We start from the raw sequence: 17,787 nt of genomic DNA, 5'->3' as shown, positions 1-17,787 counted from the left end.
GGACGAGGGCCTCGATAAATCAGTTGGCAACGACCGGGGCGCACGCTAACGTCTCGGCCATGTTCTTCAACTGAGGACTTCTTCCTCCACCGCGCCGACGGCCTCGCTGAGCCGCGCGCCTTCTCCCGGATGCCCTCGCGGGCACTGTCGACGACCCCTCACGCGGGTCGCACTCCTTTGCACGCCTCGAACACGAGGAGGCGGTCGTATGCGCACGCCCTTTTCCGACCCGTCCGAGCCCCAGCCCGGCAACCGGCGCGAGCGCCGCGCCGGGAAGCCGGGCGCCGTCCAGCCGCGCTTCGGCGGCGGGCGCGTCGTGGTCAACCCGCGCCAGTACGCCATGCGGCGTCGCTGAAGCGCACCCCGCTGAAGAGCACCCCGCTGAAGAGCACCCGTCGAAGAGCACCAGGAGGCACCGATGACCGACCAGAACACCCCCGAAGCCAACGACCAGCAGGAGCCCGAGGTCGTTCCCAACCGCCGCGAACGCCGCGGTCACGGCAAGAAGAACGCCGGTGTGCAGAAGGCGCTGGGCGTTCCGCACCAGTCGAACTTCGTCGGCAAGCGCGTGTTCCGCCGCACCGGCGGCTGAGCGCGGCACCCCGAGCAGCCCGTCCGACCTCGTCGGGCGGGCTGCTCTCATCGGGGCAGGCTCCTCCCGCGCAGGGGCCGCCGAGAACTAGCGTGGTCGGGTACCGCCGGATCTGGCCGGAGATCGGGAGGCACCACATGAGGATCACGGACGTGTTGCGCACCAAGGGCACGGCCGTCGCGACGGTCGGGGCCGACGCGACGGTGGCCGAACTGGTCGCGGCGCTGGCCGAGCACAACGTCGGGGCGCTGGTCGTGCTGGGTCAGGACGGGATCGCGGGCATCGTGTCCGAGCGCGACGTGGTGCGCAGGCTGCACGACCGGGGCGCGGACCTGCTGACCGCCAGGGTCGCGGAGATCATGACCACCGGGGTGCTCACCTGCGGGCCGCAGGACTCGGTGGACAGCCTGACGGTGCTGATGACCGAGCGGCGCATCCGGCACGTGCCGGTGGTCTCCGACGGCGAACTGGTGGGCATCGTCAGCATCGGCGACGTGGTGAAGAGCCGGATCAGCCAGCTGGAGGAGGACCAGGACCAGCTCACCGCCTACATCGCCCAGGGCTGACCGCGCCTGCAAGTACTACCCGCCCCCTCCGCAGGGACCCATAACTACCACCCGACGACCCGAGCGCTGGGGGCGGTTGTCGTGCGTTGGGCACGAGGGAGGCAGCGCAGGTGACGCCGGGTAGTGGTTATCAGCCCCATCCGCCGCGTCGGGTAGTACTTGCAGGCGCTAGGGGTGGGTGCGGTGGTAGTGCCTGCTGACCCTGGCGCGGTTGCCGCACGAGGGTTTGCACCACTGCTGTTGCGGGTGCGCTTTGACGAAGTACCGCACGCACCTGGGAGCGGGGCACGCGCGCAGCCCGGAGCGCTCCCCGCTCGCCAGGAACTCGATCGCGGCCGTGGCCAGCGACGCCAGCAGCCGGTCGCCCTCGTCGGCCGAGTCGATCCTGCGCACTCGCGGCTCGCCGTCGTGCCAGTCCAGCTGGACGGCCGAGGGCACGCGCGCGGCGGCCTCGTTGACCAGGCGCAACGCCGTGTCCAGGTCCGGCAGCCGGGGCGTGTCCAGCCGCTGCTGGGCGCGCGTGGCGTGGGCGAACAGCGCCCGCACCGCCCAGCGCAGCTCCACCAGACGCCGCCGCAGGGCCTCGTCGGGCGCCGTCGAACCGGTCCAGCGGGCGAGTCCGCCCGGTGTGGCCAGCTCGTCGGAGAGCCCGCCGCGCCCGTCGCCGTGGACGGTGGCGGCGAACTCCAGTGCCGTGTTCACCTCCGCCACTGTAATGGACTTCCTGCGATCTCCCCGTTAAGTTGCTGCCTAACGGGTTGAATGAGCAAAGTCATTAGGGGGAGCTGTGACGATCGCGGAGCGGGTGCTGGACGCCCACCGCAGGCTGGCCGCGCTGATCGAGCCGGTGACCGACGCGCAGGTCGCGCGGCCGTCCGCGCTGCCCGGCTGGAGCAGGGGGCACGTGCTGGCCCACCTCGCGGGCGCCACCGACGCGATGGCCCGCCAAGCCGAGCACGAGGGCGAGCTGATCGAGGTCTACGACGGGGGTCGCCCCGGTCGCAACGCCGACATCGAGGCCAACGCGGGGCGCACGGCCGACGAGCACCGCGCCGCGATCGCCGCCGCCGTGGCACGGCTGACCGCCGCGTGGGCCGGTGTGTCCGACTGGGACAGTCCGGTCACCTACCGCTCGGGAACCCTGCGCGACACCGCTCTCGCGCTGTGGCGCGAGGTCGAGATCCACGCCAGGGACCTCGACCTCGGTCCGTTCGCGTGGTCACCGGAGTTCTGCGAGCACGCCCTGGACTTCCTCGCCGCGCGCGTGCCCGACGGGGTGCGGCTCACGCTCGCGGCGACCGACCACGATCGCGAGTGGACCTTCGGCGAGGGTGAGCACGTGGAGCTGAGCGGCGCGCTGACCGACCTCACCGCGTGGCTCGCGGGTCGGGAGTACGCGGGACCGATCAGCGGCCCGAAGCCGGAGCTGAAGCCGTGGCCGTGAACTCGTCCCGACCCGCTACGGCGCGGACCGCGGGCGTATAGGTTCAAGTGGTGCCGCACGAGATCACCGAGGCCGCGCGCGGTTTCCTCGCCCTGCTCGACGAGGGGCAGCGTGAGACCGCGGTGCGCGCGGTGGACGGCGACCTGCGCAGGCGCTGGGCGTACACGCCGGGGCAGCGCCCCGGCGTGCCGCTCGGCGGGCTGCGCCGCGACCAGCGCAAGGCCGCGCACCGGCTGCTGTCCAGCGTGCTCAGCCCGCACGCCTACGCGCAGGCCGCGGCGGTGATGGCGCTGGAGGACGTGCTCGACGACCGGGAGGGCGGCAGGCGCGACAGGCACCAGGGCGACTACTGGGCGGTGCTGTTCGGCGAGCCCGGCGACGACGCGCCGTGGGGCTGGCGGGTCGAGGGCCACCACCTGTCGGTGAGCGTGGTGGTGGCCGACGGGCGCGTGTCGGCCACCCCGCTGTTCCTGGGCGCGAACCCGGCCCGCACCGCCTACCTCGGCCGGACCGTGCTCCACCCGCTGCGGCTGGAGGAGGAGCTGGCCAGGGAGCTGCTGGAGCGGATGGGGCGGGCGGGCCGCCGCCACGCGATCGTCGCCGACACGCCCCCGTCGGACCTCTACACCCGCAACGCGCCGCGCGTGCGGGACGTCGAGCCGCGAGGCGTCACATCAGCGCAGCTCGATCGCGGCGCGCGGGAGGCGCTGCTCGCGCTGGTGCGCTACTACTGCGACCGGCTGCGCGGCGACCTGGCCGACGAGGAGTTCGCGGCGCTGGACCAGGACCGGCTGCACTTCTCCTGGGAGGGCTCGACCGAGCGCGGCGAGGGCCACTACTACCGAGTCCAGGGCCCCGAGCTGCTGATCGAGTACGACAACACGGCCAACGGCGCCAACCACGCGCACACCGTGTGGCGCAGGCGGTCCGGCGACTTCGGCGAGGACCTGCTGGCCGCCCACCGCGCCTCGGTGGAGCACGGGTGACGCCGGAGGAGGCCGTCGCCGAGCAGGAGCGGCTGCGCCCGCTGGTCCGCCCGGTCGCCGACCCCGACCTGGACGTGCGCTACGCCGCCGGGCTGGACGTGGGCTACGCGGCCGACGACCGGCTGGCCGCGGCCGTGGTGGTGCTGGACGCGACGACGCTGGAGACGGTGGACACCGCGGTGGTGCTCGGCCGGGCCGAGTTCCCCTACCTGCCGGGGCTGTTCGCGTTCCGCGAGCTGCCGCCGCTGCTGCGGGCGCTGGAGCGGCTGGACGTCACGCCGGACCTGCTGGTGTGCGACGGCCAGGGCCTGGCGCACCCGCGCCGCTTCGGCCTGGCCTGCCACCTCGGCGTGGTGACCGGCCTGCCCAGCGTCGGGGTGGCCAAGACGCCGATGGGCCGGTTCGACCCGCCCGGCCCGGAGCGCGGCGCGAGCACCGACCTGGTGGACGGCGGCGAGGTGGTCGGCCGGGCGCTGCGCACCCGCGCGGGCGTCAAGCCGGTGTTCGTCTCCGTCGGCCACCTCGTCGACCTCGACCGGGCGTGCGCCGAGGTGCTGCGGCTGTGCGCGGACTTCCGGCTGCCGGAGACGACCAGGCGCGCCGACGCGCTGGGGCGGCGTCAGCTCGAGTAGGCGTCAGCTCAAGTAGGCCAGCTCGGGGTGCCGGGAGAGGTAGGCCTCGAGCAGGCTCCGCGCGACCGACACCGAGTCCACCAGCGGGTGCAGCGCGAACGCCTTCAGCGCGGCGGTCCGGCTGCCCTCCAGCACCAGCCGGTCGACCGCCTTGACCGAGGTGACCAGACCGGCGGCGTGGTCGGGCAGCGGGCTCACCGGCAGCGGCCGGGGGCCGCGCGCGTCCACCTCGCACGGCACCTCGACCACCGCGTCGCCGTCCAGGTGGGGCAGCGTGGCGCCGTTGCGCACGTTGAGGATCAGCGTCGTCCGCTCGTCGTCGGCGATGGCGTGCATCAGCGCCAGGGCGACGTGCTCGTAACCGCCGCCCTCCAGCGAATCGCGCTCGCCCTCCCGGTCGTGCGCCATGTAGGTGGCCTCCCGCTCCAGGCGGGTGGTCTCCCAGTCGACCGAGCCGTTGTAGAACGCCTCCTGCTGGCGCAGCAGGAAAGCGCCGCGGTCGCCGCCCATCGCCTCCCTGGTGGCGTAGTAGTAGTGCAGGTACTCGTTGGGGATCATCCCCAACGCCCGCAACCACTCGGCGCCGAACAGCCTGCCCTCCTCGAACCCCAGCTTCTCCGGGTCGGCCAGCAGGCGCGGCAGCAGGTCCACCCCGTCGACGCGCACCGCCTGCAGCCAGCCCAGGTGGTTCAGGCCCGCGTAGTCGAACTCCGCCCCCGACGCGCCGAGCGCGTGCGCGACCCGGCGGCACAGGCCCACCGGCGAGTCGCAGATGCCGATGACCCGCTCGCCCAGGTGCTCGGCCATGGCCTCGGTGACCAGGCCCGCCGGGTTGGTGAAGTTGATGACCCACGCCTGCGGCGCGATCTCGGCGACCCGCCGGGCGATGCGCCGCGCGACCGGGACGGTCCGCAGCCCGTAGGCGATGCCGCCCGCGCCCACGGTCTCCTGGCCCAGCACGCCGTGCGCGTGCGCGACCTCCTCGTCCACCGCGCGCCCGGCCAGCCCGCCGACGCGGATCGCGGAGAACACGAAGTCCGCGCCGCGCAGCGCCTCCTCCAGGTCCGTGGTGGCGGTGACGCGCGGGCCGCCGCGCAGCACCGCGCGGATGGCGGCGAGCCGGTGCCCGTCGACGTCGTGCAACACCAGCTCGTCCACGCGCCCGTCGCCGACCAGCGCTTTGTGCACCAGCGGGACGCGGAACCCGCCCCCGCCCAGGATCACCAGCCTCATGCGCCCCATCCTGCACCGGCCACCCCGTCCGGTCGCGCTGAGTCAGGTCCCTTCGGCCACCGCGTCGATCTCGGCGAGGATCTTGGCCTTGAGCTCGTCGGGGGCGAAACTGGCGCGCACCCCGGCACGGGCCAGGTCGGCCAGCTCCGCGCGGCCGAGGCCGAACTGCTCGTGGCACAGCAGGTACTCGCCGTTGAGGTCGGTGTGGAACATGCCGGGGTCGTCGGTGGCCAGCGTCACCGGCACCCCGGCCTCCAGCAGCCGGGGCAGCGGGTGCTCGGCCAGGGACCGGACCGCCCCGGTGCGCACGTTCGAGGTCGGGCACACCTCCAGCGCGATGCCCCGCTCGGCCAGGTGGCGCAGCAGCGCCGGGTCGCGCACCGCGCTGGTGCCGTGCCCGACGCGCTCCGCGCCCAGTTCGGTCAGGGCGGCCCAGATCTCCTCCGGCCCGGTGGTCTCCCCGGCGTGCGGCACGCAGTGCAGCCCCGCCTCGCGGGCCAGCGCGAACGCCCGCCGGAACGCCGCGCGCGGCGCGTCGGACTCCAGCCCGCCCAGGCCGAACCCGACCGTGCCCGCGGGCCGGTGCCGGGTGGCGTAGATGGCGCTGGTCATCCCGGCGTCGCGGTCCCACACGCCGGGCACGTCGAACACCCAGGCCAGCTCCACGCCGTGTTCGACGCGGGCGCGGGCGCGGCTGCGCTCCAGCGCCTCGTCCAGCTCGTCCGGCGCGATACCCGCCCGCAGGTGGCTGGTCGCGGTCACCGTCACCTCGGCGTACCGCACGGCGTTGCGGGCCAGGTCCTCGGCCAGGCCCAGCACCAGCGCGGCCACGTCGTCACCGGTGGTCACCAGGTCGCTGACCTTGGCGTAGACGTCGATGAAGTGGTCGAAGCCGGTGAACTCGTAGAACTCCAGCAGCTCGGCCTCGTCGGTGGGCACGCCCCCGTCGGGGTGCCTGCGGGCGAGGGCGAGGACGGTGGCGGGGGAGGCCGACCCGACGAGGTGCACGTGCAGCTCGACCTTGGGCAGCTCGGCGATGAAGGAACGCATGGCGGCGGGAAGTCTGCACACCCGGTGCGCCCTGGTCAAGCGCCGGTCGTCGGGTTCCCATCGGTCCACTGTGGACTTGGGTCGTCCTTGACAGGCCCGTGACGGGCGGAGAGGGTCAGCAGACCTGTCCCACGCATCTTGGGGGTTCCTGTGAAGGGTGCTCGGAGAGCCGCGACGCTGGCGGCTCTGGTGACACTGCCGTTGGGGGCCGTCCCGGCCGTGGCCTCAGCCGCGGCCGATGGCCCGCTGTTCACCGACGGCGAGGCGCAGCCCGTCTTCAGCGCGACCGACGTGGTGCGCGAGAGCCTGTGGGTGCGCGCGCCGGTCGACAGCGACCGCGACGGCCGCGACGACGAGGTCTACACCGAGGTGGTCCGGCAGAAGGCGACCGACCGCGGCCTGAAGGTCCCGGTCGTGTTCTTCAACAGCCCGTACTTCTCCGGCGGCAACGACGTGGCCAACCACAACGTCGACGTGGAGCTGTACGTGCCGAACAAGCGCGGCGGGCACGACCGGCGCGACGGCTCCGTGCTCAAGGCGCAGGCCGACGAGCGCATCGCCGCCGCCGTGGGCTCGGCCGCCGGGCCCAACGCGGGGCCGATCACGTCGGGCCGCTACGAGGCGTACTTCATCGAGCGCGGCTTCGCCGTGGTCTACGCCGAGTCGCTGGGCACCGGCAAGTCCACCGGCTGCCCCACCTCGGGCGGACGCAACGAGACCATCGGCTCCAAGTCCGTGATCGACTGGCTCAACGGCCGCGCGCCCGCCCGCGACGCGGCGGGCAGCCCGGTCAAGGCGTCCTGGAGCACCGGCAAGGTCGGCATGATGGGCGTGTCCTACAACGGCACCCTGCCCAACGCCGTGGCCTCGACCGGCGTGCGGGGCCTGGAGACCATCGTGCCCATCGCGGCGATCTCCAGCTGGTACGACTACTACCGCGCGGACGGCGCGGTCGTCGCGCCCGGCACGTTCCAGGGCGAGGACCTCGACGTGCTCGCCGAGTACGTCTACACGCGCGAGGACCGGGAGATCTGCAAGCCGGTCATCGCCGAGGTCGCGGCCAAGCAGGACCGGGTCACCGGCGACTACAGCCCGTTCTGGGACGAGCGCAACTACGTCGACGACGCGCACAAGGTGCGCGCCTCGGTGCTGGCCGTCCACGGCCTGAGCGACTGGAACGTCAAGGTCAAGCACGTGGCGCAGTGGTACGAGGCGCTGCGGCGCAACGGGGTCGAGCACAAGATCTGGCTGCACCGGGCGGGCCACACCGACCCGGACACGCTGCGCTCGCCGGAGTGGCGGCGCACCCTCAACCGCTGGTTCAGCCACTACCTGTACGGCGTGGACAACGGCATCGAGCGCGAGCCGAAGTCGACCGTCCAGCGCGAGGACGGCTCGTGGGTCGACGAGGCCGACTGGCCCGCGCCGGGCACCGCCAAGGCCGAGCTGTTCCCGTGGGCGGGCGGTTCGGCCAAGGGCGCGCTGCGCACGTCGCAGCTGCCGGGGCGCCCGGTGGTGGAGTCGCTGCGCGACGACTCGTCGAAGACCGCCGAAGCCCTGGCCGACCTGCCCAGCTCCGGCAACCGCCTGTCCTACGCCACCCGCGCGGCCACGACCCCGCTGCGCCTGTCCGGCACCGCGCGGGTCGACCTGGCGATCTCGTTCGACCGGCCCGCGGCGAACGTGACCGCGCTGCTGGTCGACCGCGCGCCGGACGGGAGCAGCCACGTGATCACGCGCGGCTGGACCGACCCGCAGAACCGGGTCAGCCCGTCGCGCACGAAGCCGATCCGGCCGGGTGAGCGGTACCGGGTCGAGGTGGAGCTGGAGCCGCAGGACTACGTCGTGGCCGCCGGGCACAGCCTGGAGTTCGTGCTGATCTCCAGCGACTACGACTACACGCTGCGGCCGAAGCCGGGTGCCGGGCTGTCCATCGACCTCACCGGGACCGCGGTGGAGCTGCCCGTAGTCGGTGGCGCCGCTTCACTACGGGAATCGATCGGTTAGGTAGTAATTCACGAAGTACTGGAGTTGGTGACTATTCCACTTCGCTGGCTGGGTGTGGTCGGATCACCGCACCCAGCCAAGGAGGTGGCACATGTCCCGACCCAGGAGCGCCGCACTGCTCGTCTCCGCCCTGGTCACGCCGCTGCTCGGACTCGCCGTCGCGCAGGGCGAGGCCGTGGCGGCCCCCAACTTCCAGGTCCCCTTCCCGTGCAACCAGGTGTGGGAGGGGCAGACCCGCACCAACCACCGGCCCGCCAACTCGGTGGACTTCAACCGCGCGAACGACGAGGGCGACCCCGTCGTGGCCTCCGCGGCGGGCACCGTGTCGCGGGTGGCCAACGAGGGCTCCACCAGCTACGGCCGGTGGATCGAGATCGACCACGGCGGGGGCTGGAAGACCAGGTACGCCCACCTGTCGGCGCAGCGGGTGTCGGTCGGCCAAGCCGTCGCGCTGGGCCAGCGCATCGGCGACGTCGGCAACACGGGTGGCTCCACCGGGGCGCACCTGCACTACGAGCAGCTGCTCGACGGCGCCGACCAGAAGGTGAAGTTCAACGGCACGACGGCCTACTACTGGGGCACCCGCAGCTACACCAGCCGCAACTCCTGCTCCGGCACCGGCTTCACCGGCACGGTGGGCACCGACAGCGGCACCGGGGTGACCATACGCTCGGGTCCGGGCACCCAGTACGCGGCCGTGGGCGCGGTGGCCGACGGGGAGACCGTGACGATCAGCTGCCAGGCCGAGGGCGAGAGCATCACCGGCAAGTACGGCACGACCGTGCTGTGGGACAAGATCGGTCCCGGCTACATCTCCGACGCCTACGTCTACACGGGCTCGGACGGCCAGGTCGCGCCGGACTGCTGACGCGCGGCTGAGCGGTCGCCGCCCCCGCGAGGGGGCGGCACCTTAGCCCCCACCCCCGACAATCCCGGTCGCCCTCACCCGTGCGAGCGACCCGATCCATCCACAGCCCGTCCCCCTGTCCACAGTTGTGGATCTTGACCGTGACTACGCGGTCGAGCCGGTCCAGAGTCGCCCCCATGACGACTCCCGCACCGCTGACCACCCCGCTCCGCGATCCCGGCGACCTGATCGCCGCGGTCCCGCACCTGCTCGGCTTCCACCCCTGCGACTCGGTGGTCGTCGTGCTGGTGGAGGGCTCGGCGGTGGCCATGACCCTGCGCGCCGACCTGCCACCACCCCAGCACACCCGCCGGGCGGTCGAGCAGCTGCTGCCCGCGCTGTCCAGGCAGGCCGGCGCCACGGCGGTGGTGGTCGTCGTCGGCGGACCACGACCGGACCCGCCGGAACGGCTGCCGCGCGAGGACCTGATCACCCACCTCGGCGCCGCCTTCGACGCCGTGGGCATCCGACTGGCCTGCGCGGTGTGGACGCAGGCCGCGGAGAAGGGCACGCCCTGGTTCGACTACTGGGACCTGGGCAGCGCGGGCACCACCCCCGACCCGAGGGGCACCGCGCTGGCGGCGGCCTCCGCCGCCATGGGCTTCGTCACCTACCCCAGCCGGGACGCGATGGTCCAAGTGCTGGCCCCGGCACCCGAGCAGGTGCTGGCCCGCCGGTCCGAGGCGTTGGACCGCCTGGTGGCCGAGTCGCAGGCGGTGCCGCCGCGAGACGCGGCACGACACGGCCGCGCCCTGGTCCACCAGGCGGTCACCGCGGCGGCGGACCGGAAGACCCCGCTGACGGACGAAGAAGTCGTGCTGCTCGCCCACGCCCTGTCCGACCCCTGGGTCAGGGACGCCAGCCTGAGCTACGCGGTGGGCGAGCACGCGATCGGGGCCGAACGCCTGTGGACCGAGCTGACCAGGGCCTGCCCACCGCCCGAGCGAGCCGAACCCGCCACCCTCCTGGCGTTCTCCGCCTACCTCAGGGGCGAGGGCGCGCTGGCCGCCGCGGCGCTGGAACGGGCCCAGCAGGCGCACCCCGGCCACCGCCTGGCGACCCTGCTGCGCACCGCGCTGGAATCCGGCATACCCCCCGAACGCATCCGCGAGTTGTGCTGAGCGGTGCCACCCGACCGCGCGAGTCGCGCGGTCGGGCACCACGAACCGAGCCTTCAGGCACCGCGAGTTGAGCGTTGGGGTGGGAGTTGTGCCGTCACAGCAGATCGGGGCGCTGCCAGGGCTCGCCCAGCACGTGCTCCGCGAGGAAGGCGAAGATCGTCTCGTACCAGAGCTTGGCGTTGCCGGGGGTGAGGATCCAGTGGTTCTCGGTGGGGAAGTACAGGAACTTCGCGGGTACGCCGTGCCGCACCAGGTCGAAGTACAGCCGCTGCCCCTCGCCGACGGGCACCCGGTAGTCCTTGTCGCCGTGGATGACCAGCATCGGCGTCTTGATGTCGGCGACCCGCAGGTGCGGGGAGTTCGCCAGCACCCGGTCCTGCTGGGTCAGCGGGTCGCCCATCTCGCGCAGCCAGTAGTACGAGTCGTCCGTGGTGCCGGTGAAGGCGTCCAGGTTCCACAGCGACGCGTGCGTCACGATGGCCTTGAACCGGTCGGTCCGGGTGGCGATCCAGTTGGCCATGTAGCCGCCGAACGAGCCGCCCATCGCCGCCGTGCGGCTCTCGTCGATGTCGTCGCGGCGCTCGGCGACGTCGGTGATCGCCATCAGGTCGGTGTACGGCTTGGCGCCCCACGACCCCCATCCGGCGCGCACGAAGTCGCGGCCGTAGCCCAGCGACAGCGCCGGGTCGGGCAGCAGCACCGCGTACCCCCGCGCGGCCATCAGCCACGGGTTCCAGCGCCAGCTCCAGCTGTTCCAGCTCATCACCGGGCCGCCGTGCACCCACAGCAGCAGCGGCGCGGGCCGCTCGGCCGAGCAGCCGTCGGGCAGCACCAGCCACGCGCGGACCGCGCGGCCGTCCTCCGCGGTGGTCTCGACCTCGGTCAGCGTGCCGGGCAGCGACTCCACCGCGCCGGGGGCGGGCAGCCGCACCGGCTCCTGCTCGGCCGCCGCCGCGTCCAGCCGCACCGGCTGCGGCGGGTGGTCCACCGCGGCGCGCAGTGCGTACAGAGTCGCGCCGTCCGGGCTCACCAGCACGTCGGTGTAGGCGCCGGAGGCGGTCAGCCGGACCACCTCGCCCGAGGACAGGTCCAGCCGCCACACCGGCTGGTGGCCGCGCAGGCTGCTGGTGAAGTACACCGCGTCGCCGGTGGGGCTCACCACCGGGTGCTCCGGCTCCTCGGGGAAGTCCGGGGTCAGCTCGGTGACCTCGCCCGACTCCAGGTCGATGCGCACCAGCTCGCAGCGCCACGGGCTGTCCGAGGTCGAGTCGAACGACTCGATCGCCACGATCCCCGACGAGTCCGGCAGGAACACCGGCTCGCTGTAGGAGTAGCCCTCGCGGTCGGCCAGCACCCGGTCGACGCCGCCGTCCGCGCCGCGCAGCCGCAGCCGGACCCGCGAGCCGTAGGCGGCGCTGACCGGGACGCGCTCGACGTGCACCACCCAGCGGCCGTCCGGGCTGATCGCGGACTGGGAGCCCACGTGCCCGCCCGCGCCGGGGGTGAGGTCCACCAGCCCGGCGGCCGGGTCGAGGCGGTCGCTGTCGGCGTCCACCGGCCCGGTGGTGACCAGCTGCCGGGGGTAGGTCGGTCCCAGGTCGGCGTCCCAGTACCGGATGGGGTAGGACTCGTGCAGGATGCCGGTCACGCCCGCGTCCTCGCGCGCCTTGCGCAGCGCCTCGTCCGGCTCGCCGAACTCGGCGGTGGGGTGCGCGTCCGCCACCAGCAGCACGGTGCCCGCCTCGCGCGCCACGGCGAACCGCCCCACGCCGCCCGAGGGCCGGTACAGCTCGCGCGCCTCGCCCGCGGGCGGCAGCAGCCACAGCGCGGTCTTGTCCTTGGGCTTGCCGTTGGCGGGCTTGGCCTCCTGGTCCGGGCGGGCGGACAGGAACAGCAGCGCCCCGTCGGGGGTGAACACCGGGTGGGAGTCGCCCTTGGCCGAGCGGGTCAGCCGCCGCGCCGGGCGCCGCCCGCTGGGGTCGACCTCCCACAGCGAGCCCTGCCAGGTCTTGCCGTCCGGGGACAGCCCCGCCACGACGGTCACCAGCCGGGTGCCGTCCGGGGACAGCGCCAGCGAGGAGAGCCTGGGCAGGGCCGCGAAGGCGGACAGGTCCGCGAAGTCCGCCGCTGTGCCGGTCATCCGCTCACGCCTCCTGACGGGACCGGGTGAACTCCCAGGCGTCGCGCACGATGCCCGCCAGGTCGACCCGCTCGGGCGCCCAGCCCAGCTCGGTGCGCGCGCGCTCGCTGGAGGCGACCAGCACGGCCGGGTCGCCCGCCCGACGGGGCGCGACCGCGGCGGGGATCGGGTGGCCGGTGACCTCGCGGCAGGCGTCGATGACCTGCTTGACGGAGAAGCCGGTGCCGTTGCCCAGGTTGTAGACGCGGTGCTCGCCCTTGGTGGCGTGCTCCAGGGCCAGCGCGTGCGCGTCGGACAGGTCGACCACGTGGATGTAGTCGCGCACGCAGGTGCCGTCCTCGGTCGGCCAGTCCTCGCCGTAGACCTGGATCTGCTCGCGCTGCCCCAGCGCGACCTGGAGCACCAGCGGGATCAGGTGGGTCTCGGTGGTGTGCCGCTCGCCGTACCTGCCGTAGGCGCCCGCGACGTTGAAGTACCGCAGGCTGACCGCGGCCAGGCCGTGCGCGGCGGCGTAGGAGGTGATCGCGTGGTCGATGGCCAGCTTGGTGGCGCCGTAGGTGTTGGTGGGCCGGGTCGGGGAGGTCTCCGCGATCGGCACCTCCTCCGGCTCGCCGTAGGTGGCGGCGGTGGAGGAGAACACCAGCCGCGGCACGGCGTGCCTGCGCATGGCCTCCAGCAGCCGCAGCGAGGTGACCACGTTGCCCTGCCAGTACTTGGCCGGGTCCACCATGGACTCGCCGACCAGCGACTTGGCCGCGAAGTGCAGCACGCCGTCGAAGCCGTCGGCCAGCACCTCGTCGATCACGTCGTTGATGTCGCCTTCGACGAACCGGGCGCCCTCGGGGACCGCGTCGGCGTGCCCGGTGGACAGGTCGTCGAGCACGACCACCTCGTGGCCCGACTCGACCAGCCGAGCCGCGCACACGCTGCCGACGTACCCCGCACCGCCCGTGACGAGCAGCTTCACCGTGTTCCCCGCTTTCGTGTCGGTTGTCTCATTCGTCCCGGCCCGCGCCCGCCGAGGGCACGGCCGTGAAGGTCCGCGGCTTGGTCCAGCCGTGTTCGGCGTAGGCGTGCAGCACCCGCCGGACGACCTCGTCGTGGCGCTCCACCGGCACCAGCGCGATGGCCGAGCCGCCGAAGCCGCCGCCGACCATCCGGGCGCCCAGCGCGCCCGCCGCCACCGCCGCGTCGACCGCCACGTCCAGCTCGTCCACCGAGACCCGGTAGTCGTCGCGCAGGCTGGCGTGCGAGGCGTCCAGCAGCGGTCCCAGCCCGGCCAGCTCACCGGAGCGCAGCAGCTCCACCGAGCGCAGCACCCGGTCGTTCTCGGTGACCACGTGCCGCACCAGCGGGCGCAGCCGTTCCGGCAGCTTCTCCAGCGCCGCGCCCAGCCCGTCGACGGAGATGTCCCGCAGCGCGGGCACGCCCAGCAGGTCCGCGGCCTCCTCGCAGCCCGCGCGCCGGGCGGCGTAGCCGCCGTCGGTGTGCGAGTGGCTGGCGCGGGTGTCGATCACCAGCACCTCCAGCCCCCGCGCGGCGGCGTCGAAGGGCACTTGCTCGGCCTCGCCCGAGCGCACGTCCAGGAACAGCACGTGCGCCTCGGTGCAGCGCAGCGACGCGGTCTGGTCCAGCAGACCGGTGGGCGCGCCGACGAAGTCGTTCTCCGAGCGCTGCACCCACCGGGCGATCTCCGGCAGCGTGGGCGAGCCGGGCCCGCCGTCGGGGGAGCGGCCCGCCAGGCCCAGCAGGGCCAGCGCGACCGCGCACTCCAGCGCGTGCGAGGAGGACAGCCCCGCGCCCGCGGGCACGTCGCCCGCGATCACCAGGTCCGCCCCGCCGGTGACGCCCACCTCGCGCAGCGCCCAGGCCACGCCGCTGGGGTAGGCGGCCCAGCCCTCGACCGCGCCGGGCGCCAGGTCGGCCACGGCGACCGGCTCGGCGTGCTGGGGCTCGCCGTCCGCGCCCAGGGTGGCCACCCGCAGCAGGCCGTCCGCGCGCGCCGCGGCGGCCACCGCGGTGCGGTGCGGCAGCGCGAAGGGCAGCACGAAGCCGTCGTTGTAATCGGTGTGCTCGCCGATCAGGTTGACCCGACCGGGAGCGGACCAGACCCCCTCCGGGGCGGTGCCGTGGAGCTGGGTGAACGCGGCCGCGGCGCGGTGGCCGGGTCTCACCGGGCCTGCACCAGGACGGCGTGCGCGACGGACGGGCTCAGCTCGGTGGTGGTGCCGTTGCCGCGCACCTGGATCACCTTGGCGCCCGCCATCGAGTCGACCTCCACCGTCCCGCCGGGCACCACGCCCGCGGCCTTCAGCTCGGCCATCAGGTCCGGGTCCATCTGCACGTGCTCGGCGATGCGCCGCACCTCGACGCGACCGCCGCCACGCCGGGCCACCTCGTCCACCCGGATCAGGTCGGCTTCGGCGGCGGGGGCGGGTTCGCCGTCGCCGAGCTTGTCCAGACCGGGGATGGGGTTGCCGTAGGGGGAGGTGGTGGGGTTGCCCAGCAGCTTGACCAGCTTGCGCTCGACGGCCTCGCTCATCACGTGCTCCCAGCGGCACGCCTCGCTGTGCACGTGCTCCCACTCCAGGCCGATGACGTCGACCAGGAGGCGCTCGGCGAGCCGGTGCTTGCGCATCACCGCGACGGCCAGGCTGCGCCCCTGCTCGGTCAGCTCCAGGTGCCGGTCGTCGGCCACGATGACCAGGCCGTCGCGCTCCATCCGGCCGACGGTCTGGCTGACCGTGGGGCCGCTCTGGCCGAGGCGCTCGGCGATGCGGGCGCGCAGGGGCACCACGCCCTCTTCTTCGAGCTCGTAGATCGTGCGGAGGTACATCTCCGTGGTGTCGATGAGGTCGTTCACACCCGCTCCCCTTCGTATGCCCTCATGCTAGTCGCACCGTTCGACGGCGCGTCCGGCCATCAGCAGGTCGGTGGACCGCCCTGGGTGCAGGATGGTGCGGTGCACCCACTGATCAGCACCGAAGCACTCGCTTCCGCGCTCGCGGGCGCGGAGCCCCCGGTCGTGCTCGACGTCCGCTGGCGCCTGGGCGGCCCGTCGGCCAGACAAGATTACGAGGTCGCGCACGTCCCCGGCGCCGTGTACCTGGACCTGGACCAGGACCTCGCGGACCCGCCCGGCGAGGGCGGCAGACACCCGCTGCCGGACCCCGAGCGCCTGCGGCGCGTCCTGCGCGCGGCGGGCGTGCGCCGGGGCGGGCCGGTGGTGGCCTACGACAGCGGTGACGGCTCGGTCGCGGCGCGTGTCTGGTGGCTGCTGCGCTGGGCGGGCCACGAGGAGGTGGCGGTGCTGGACGGCGGGTTCGCGGCGTGGACCGCGGAAGGCCGCCCGGTCACCGCGGAGCCGCCGCGGCCGGTCGAGGGCGACGTGGAGGTGCGCCCCGGCGGGATGCCGGTGCTCGACGCCGAGGGCGCGGCCGAGCTGGCGCGCACCGGTGTGCTGCTGGACGCGCGGGCGGCGCAGCGCTACCGCGGCGAGACCGAGCCGGTCGATCCGCGCGCGGGCCACATCCCCGGAGCGGTGAACGCGCCCTCGGCCGAGCACGTGGGCGCGGACGGGCGGTGGCTGGGCGCCGAGGGGCTGGCCGCGCGGTTCGCGGGCCTGGGCGTGCGCCCCGACCGGCCGGTCGGGGCCTACTGCGGGTCCGGCGTCACCGCCTCGTCGGTGGTGCTGGCGCTGGAGGTGGCCGGGGTCACCGCCCCGGAGCGGCCCGCCGCGCTGTACGCGGGTTCCTGGTCGCACTGGTGCGTCGATCCCGACCGACCGGTGGCCACCGGACCGCAGCCCGGCTGAGCCCGCCCGGTCGAGCTCAGGCGTTCGGGATCTTCTCGAACGCCTTGGTGACCAGCTTGCGGGCGATGTCGCAGGTGTCCGCCCCCTCGACGGGGGTCACCGTGGCGATCAGCGCCGGGGTGATCGCCTTCGGGTCGTCGGTGAGCATGACCATGACGGTGCAGTCGCCCTGCTCGTCGATCTCGTAGGCGGTGTTGCCGCCGAGCTCGAACGGGCGGGCGGCGTCGTTGTGGTTGGCGACGGTCACCATGAGCAGCACGACGACGAACGGGTCCTCGGTGATCTGCACGCAGCCCTTCTGCCCCGCCTGCCGCGCGCCGATGGTGGAGGCCACCTCTTCGGGGGAGAGGATGTCGCAGTCCTCGAAGCCGGTGGTCTTCTTCCGCTGCGTGATCTTGACGCCGGTGGGCTGCCCGCTGCCGGTGGGGGAGCCCTTCGCGCTGGTGGTGGGCCGCTGCTCGGCGGAGTCCCCGGTGGGCCGCGCGGAAGTCCTGGTGGGCGCCTTGGCCGAGCTCCCGGTGGGGCTGGGCTCGTCGACCGCGGACTCCCTGGCCGCCACCGGGTTGCCCGCGACCTGCTGGGCGCAGGCGCCCAGGCCGAGGGCCAGCACCGCGGTCACGGCGGCCAGGGTGGAGACTCGTCGCAGCTGCATGGCGCTTGGACCCCGTTCCGACCAGCGGGGTTCCATCTTCGAATGGCGTTTCCCGACCCGCTGTCGCGGCAGACTCTAAGCGCACTTCACGCGCGCTGCGCCCGGAGACCTACCACCGCGTGGGTTAGGTTGCGGGCATGGGCGCCAACACCGCCGCCAGTCCCGCCGTCCGCACCGCGGTCAAGGCCGCCGTCGTCTGGGACGAGGCGTTCCTCGGCTACGACCTGGGCGGGGACCACCCGCTCAACCCGGTCCGGCTGGACCTGACCGTCCGGCTGGCCGCCGAGCTGGGGGTGCTCGACGGGGTCGAGCTGGTGCGGCCGGCGCGGGCCGACGACGCCGAGATCGAGCGGGTGCACGAGCCGGGCTACCTGTCCGCCGTGCGGGCCGCGCCGAGCGCGGGCTGGGACGTCGGGCACGGCCTCGGCACCCCGGACAACCCGGTGTTCGACCGGATGCACGAGGCGTCCGCGCTGGTCGTCGGCGGGTCGCTGGCCGCGGCGCGGGCCATCGCCTCGGGCGCGGTCGACCGCGCGGTGAACATCGCGGGCGGGCTGCACCACGCGATGCGCGACCACGCCGCCGGGTTCTGCGTCTACAACGACTGCGCCGTGGCCATCTCCTGGTTGCTGGACAACGGCTT

General features: G+C 73.8%; 19 protein-coding genes. 11 read left to right on the top strand and 8 right to left on the bottom strand.

What is annotated here, in order from left to right; all coding sequences use genetic code 11:
* Window positions 1-208 precede the first annotated feature (208 nt).
* The 3 genes from IEZ00_RS04920 to IEZ00_RS04910 all read left to right on the top strand — a co-directional run bounded on the left by IEZ00_RS04920 (window position 209) and on the right by IEZ00_RS04910 (window position 1,158).
* Window positions 209-355, top strand: coding sequence for a hypothetical protein (locus IEZ00_RS04920; protein WP_189221861.1), 147 nt, complete (start codon window positions 209-211; stop codon window positions 353-355).
* Window positions 356-418: 63 nt separating this feature from the next.
* Complete coding sequence (locus IEZ00_RS04915) at window positions 419-592, top strand: hypothetical protein (RefSeq protein ID WP_189221860.1); 174 nt, start codon at window positions 419-421, stop codon at window positions 590-592.
* A gap of 137 nt (window positions 593-729) precedes the next feature.
* Window positions 730-1,158 carry a CBS domain-containing protein gene (locus IEZ00_RS04910; RefSeq protein WP_189221859.1) on the top strand — a complete coding sequence of 143 codons (429 nt, stop codon included), beginning with the start codon at window positions 730-732 and terminating at the stop codon, window positions 1,156-1,158.
* Window positions 1,159-1,326: 168 nt separating this feature from the next.
* Here IEZ00_RS04910 and IEZ00_RS04905 read toward each other — a convergent pair whose 3' ends face one another.
* Window positions 1,327-1,860, bottom strand: coding sequence for a CGNR zinc finger domain-containing protein (locus IEZ00_RS04905; protein ID WP_189221858.1), 534 nt, complete (start codon window positions 1,858-1,860; stop codon window positions 1,327-1,329).
* An 85-nt stretch (window positions 1,861-1,945) separates the two neighbouring features.
* Here IEZ00_RS04905 and IEZ00_RS04900 point away from each other — a divergent pair, with 85 nt between their 5' ends.
* From IEZ00_RS04900 to IEZ00_RS04890, 3 genes are read left to right on the top strand one after another with little or no spacing between them, the layout of a single operon-like run.
* Window positions 1,946-2,602, top strand: a complete 657-nt coding sequence (locus IEZ00_RS04900) for a maleylpyruvate isomerase family mycothiol-dependent enzyme (RefSeq protein WP_189221857.1) — start codon at window positions 1,946-1,948, stop codon at window positions 2,600-2,602.
* Between the two features lie 50 nt (window positions 2,603-2,652).
* Window positions 2,653-3,588, top strand: a complete 936-nt coding sequence (locus IEZ00_RS04895) for a DUF3500 domain-containing protein (RefSeq protein ID WP_189221856.1) — start codon at window positions 2,653-2,655, stop codon at window positions 3,586-3,588.
* Window positions 3,585-4,220 carry an endonuclease V gene (locus tag IEZ00_RS04890; protein WP_189221855.1) on the top strand — a complete coding sequence of 212 codons (636 nt, stop codon included), beginning with the start codon at window positions 3,585-3,587 and terminating at the stop codon, window positions 4,218-4,220. Before IEZ00_RS04895 ends, IEZ00_RS04890 begins: the two co-directional genes overlap by 4 nt.
* Window positions 4,221-4,223: 3 nt before the next feature.
* Here IEZ00_RS04890 and IEZ00_RS04885 read toward each other — a convergent pair whose 3' ends face one another.
* Window positions 4,224-5,453 (bottom strand): 6-phospho-beta-glucosidase, encoded by a 1,230-nt coding sequence (locus IEZ00_RS04885; protein WP_189221854.1) that lies wholly within the window; start codon window positions 5,451-5,453, stop codon window positions 4,224-4,226.
* 42 nt (window positions 5,454-5,495) lie between these two features.
* Window positions 5,496-6,503 (bottom strand): adenosine deaminase, encoded by a 1,008-nt coding sequence (gene add, locus IEZ00_RS04880; protein WP_189221853.1) that lies wholly within the window; start codon window positions 6,501-6,503, stop codon window positions 5,496-5,498.
* Window positions 6,504-6,653: 150 nt separating this feature from the next.
* On the opposite strand from add, the gene IEZ00_RS04875 reads away from it, so the two are divergent.
* From IEZ00_RS04875 to IEZ00_RS04865, 3 genes are all read left to right on the top strand, one after another.
* Window positions 6,654-8,510, top strand: coding sequence for a Xaa-Pro dipeptidyl-peptidase (locus tag IEZ00_RS04875; RefSeq protein WP_189221852.1), 1,857 nt, complete (start codon window positions 6,654-6,656; stop codon window positions 8,508-8,510).
* Window positions 8,511-8,601: 91 nt separating this feature from the next.
* Window positions 8,602-9,378, top strand: coding sequence for a M23 family metallopeptidase (locus IEZ00_RS04870; RefSeq protein WP_189221851.1), 777 nt, complete (start codon window positions 8,602-8,604; stop codon window positions 9,376-9,378).
* Between the two features lie 176 nt (window positions 9,379-9,554).
* A complete protein-coding gene (locus tag IEZ00_RS04865) occupies window positions 9,555-10,538 on the top strand; it encodes a DUF4192 domain-containing protein (protein ID WP_189221850.1) in 984 nt (327 codons plus the stop codon).
* A 94-nt stretch (window positions 10,539-10,632) separates the two neighbouring features.
* Here the strand turns inward: IEZ00_RS04865 and IEZ00_RS04860 are convergent, their stop codons facing one another.
* From IEZ00_RS04860 to IEZ00_RS04845, 4 genes are read right to left on the bottom strand one after another with little or no spacing between them, the layout of a single operon-like run.
* Complete coding sequence (locus tag IEZ00_RS04860; protein ID WP_189221849.1) at window positions 10,633-12,678, bottom strand: S9 family peptidase; 2,046 nt, start codon at window positions 12,676-12,678, stop codon at window positions 10,633-10,635.
* Window positions 12,679-12,682: 4 nt separating this feature from the next.
* A complete protein-coding gene (gene galE / locus IEZ00_RS04855; protein WP_189221848.1) occupies window positions 12,683-13,645 on the bottom strand; it encodes a UDP-glucose 4-epimerase GalE in 963 nt (320 codons plus the stop codon).
* Between the two features lie 28 nt (window positions 13,646-13,673).
* Window positions 13,674-14,852, bottom strand: coding sequence for a galactokinase (gene galK / locus IEZ00_RS04850; RefSeq protein ID WP_189221847.1), 1,179 nt, complete (start codon window positions 14,850-14,852; stop codon window positions 13,674-13,676).
* Complete coding sequence (locus IEZ00_RS04845) at window positions 14,849-15,541, bottom strand: iron-dependent transcriptional repressor DtxR (protein WP_189221846.1); 693 nt, start codon at window positions 15,539-15,541, stop codon at window positions 14,849-14,851. Before IEZ00_RS04845 ends, galK begins: the two co-directional genes overlap by 4 nt.
* A 99-nt stretch (window positions 15,542-15,640) precedes the next feature.
* Between IEZ00_RS04845 and IEZ00_RS04840 the strand changes: the two genes are divergently transcribed.
* Complete coding sequence (locus IEZ00_RS04840; RefSeq protein ID WP_189221845.1) at window positions 15,641-16,492, top strand: sulfurtransferase; 852 nt, start codon at window positions 15,641-15,643, stop codon at window positions 16,490-16,492.
* A gap of 16 nt (window positions 16,493-16,508) precedes the next feature.
* Here IEZ00_RS04840 and IEZ00_RS04835 read toward each other — a convergent pair whose 3' ends face one another.
* Entirely contained in the window at window positions 16,509-17,144 is a 636-nt protein-coding gene (locus IEZ00_RS04835; RefSeq protein WP_189221844.1) for a hypothetical protein, read from the bottom strand.
* Between the two features lie 137 nt (window positions 17,145-17,281).
* On the opposite strand from IEZ00_RS04835, the gene IEZ00_RS36205 reads away from it, so the two are divergent.
* Window positions 17,282-17,787, top strand: a 506-nt coding sequence (locus tag IEZ00_RS36205; protein ID WP_506347057.1) for an arginase family protein, incomplete at its 3' end; no start/stop codon positions are given.

The sequence above is a fragment of the Saccharothrix coeruleofusca genome (assembly GCF_014648515.1).
Taxonomy (GTDB): Bacteria; Actinomycetota; Actinomycetes; order Mycobacteriales; family Pseudonocardiaceae; genus Actinosynnema; species Actinosynnema coeruleofuscum.
This window is presented reverse-complemented; position numbering and strand designations above follow the sequence as displayed.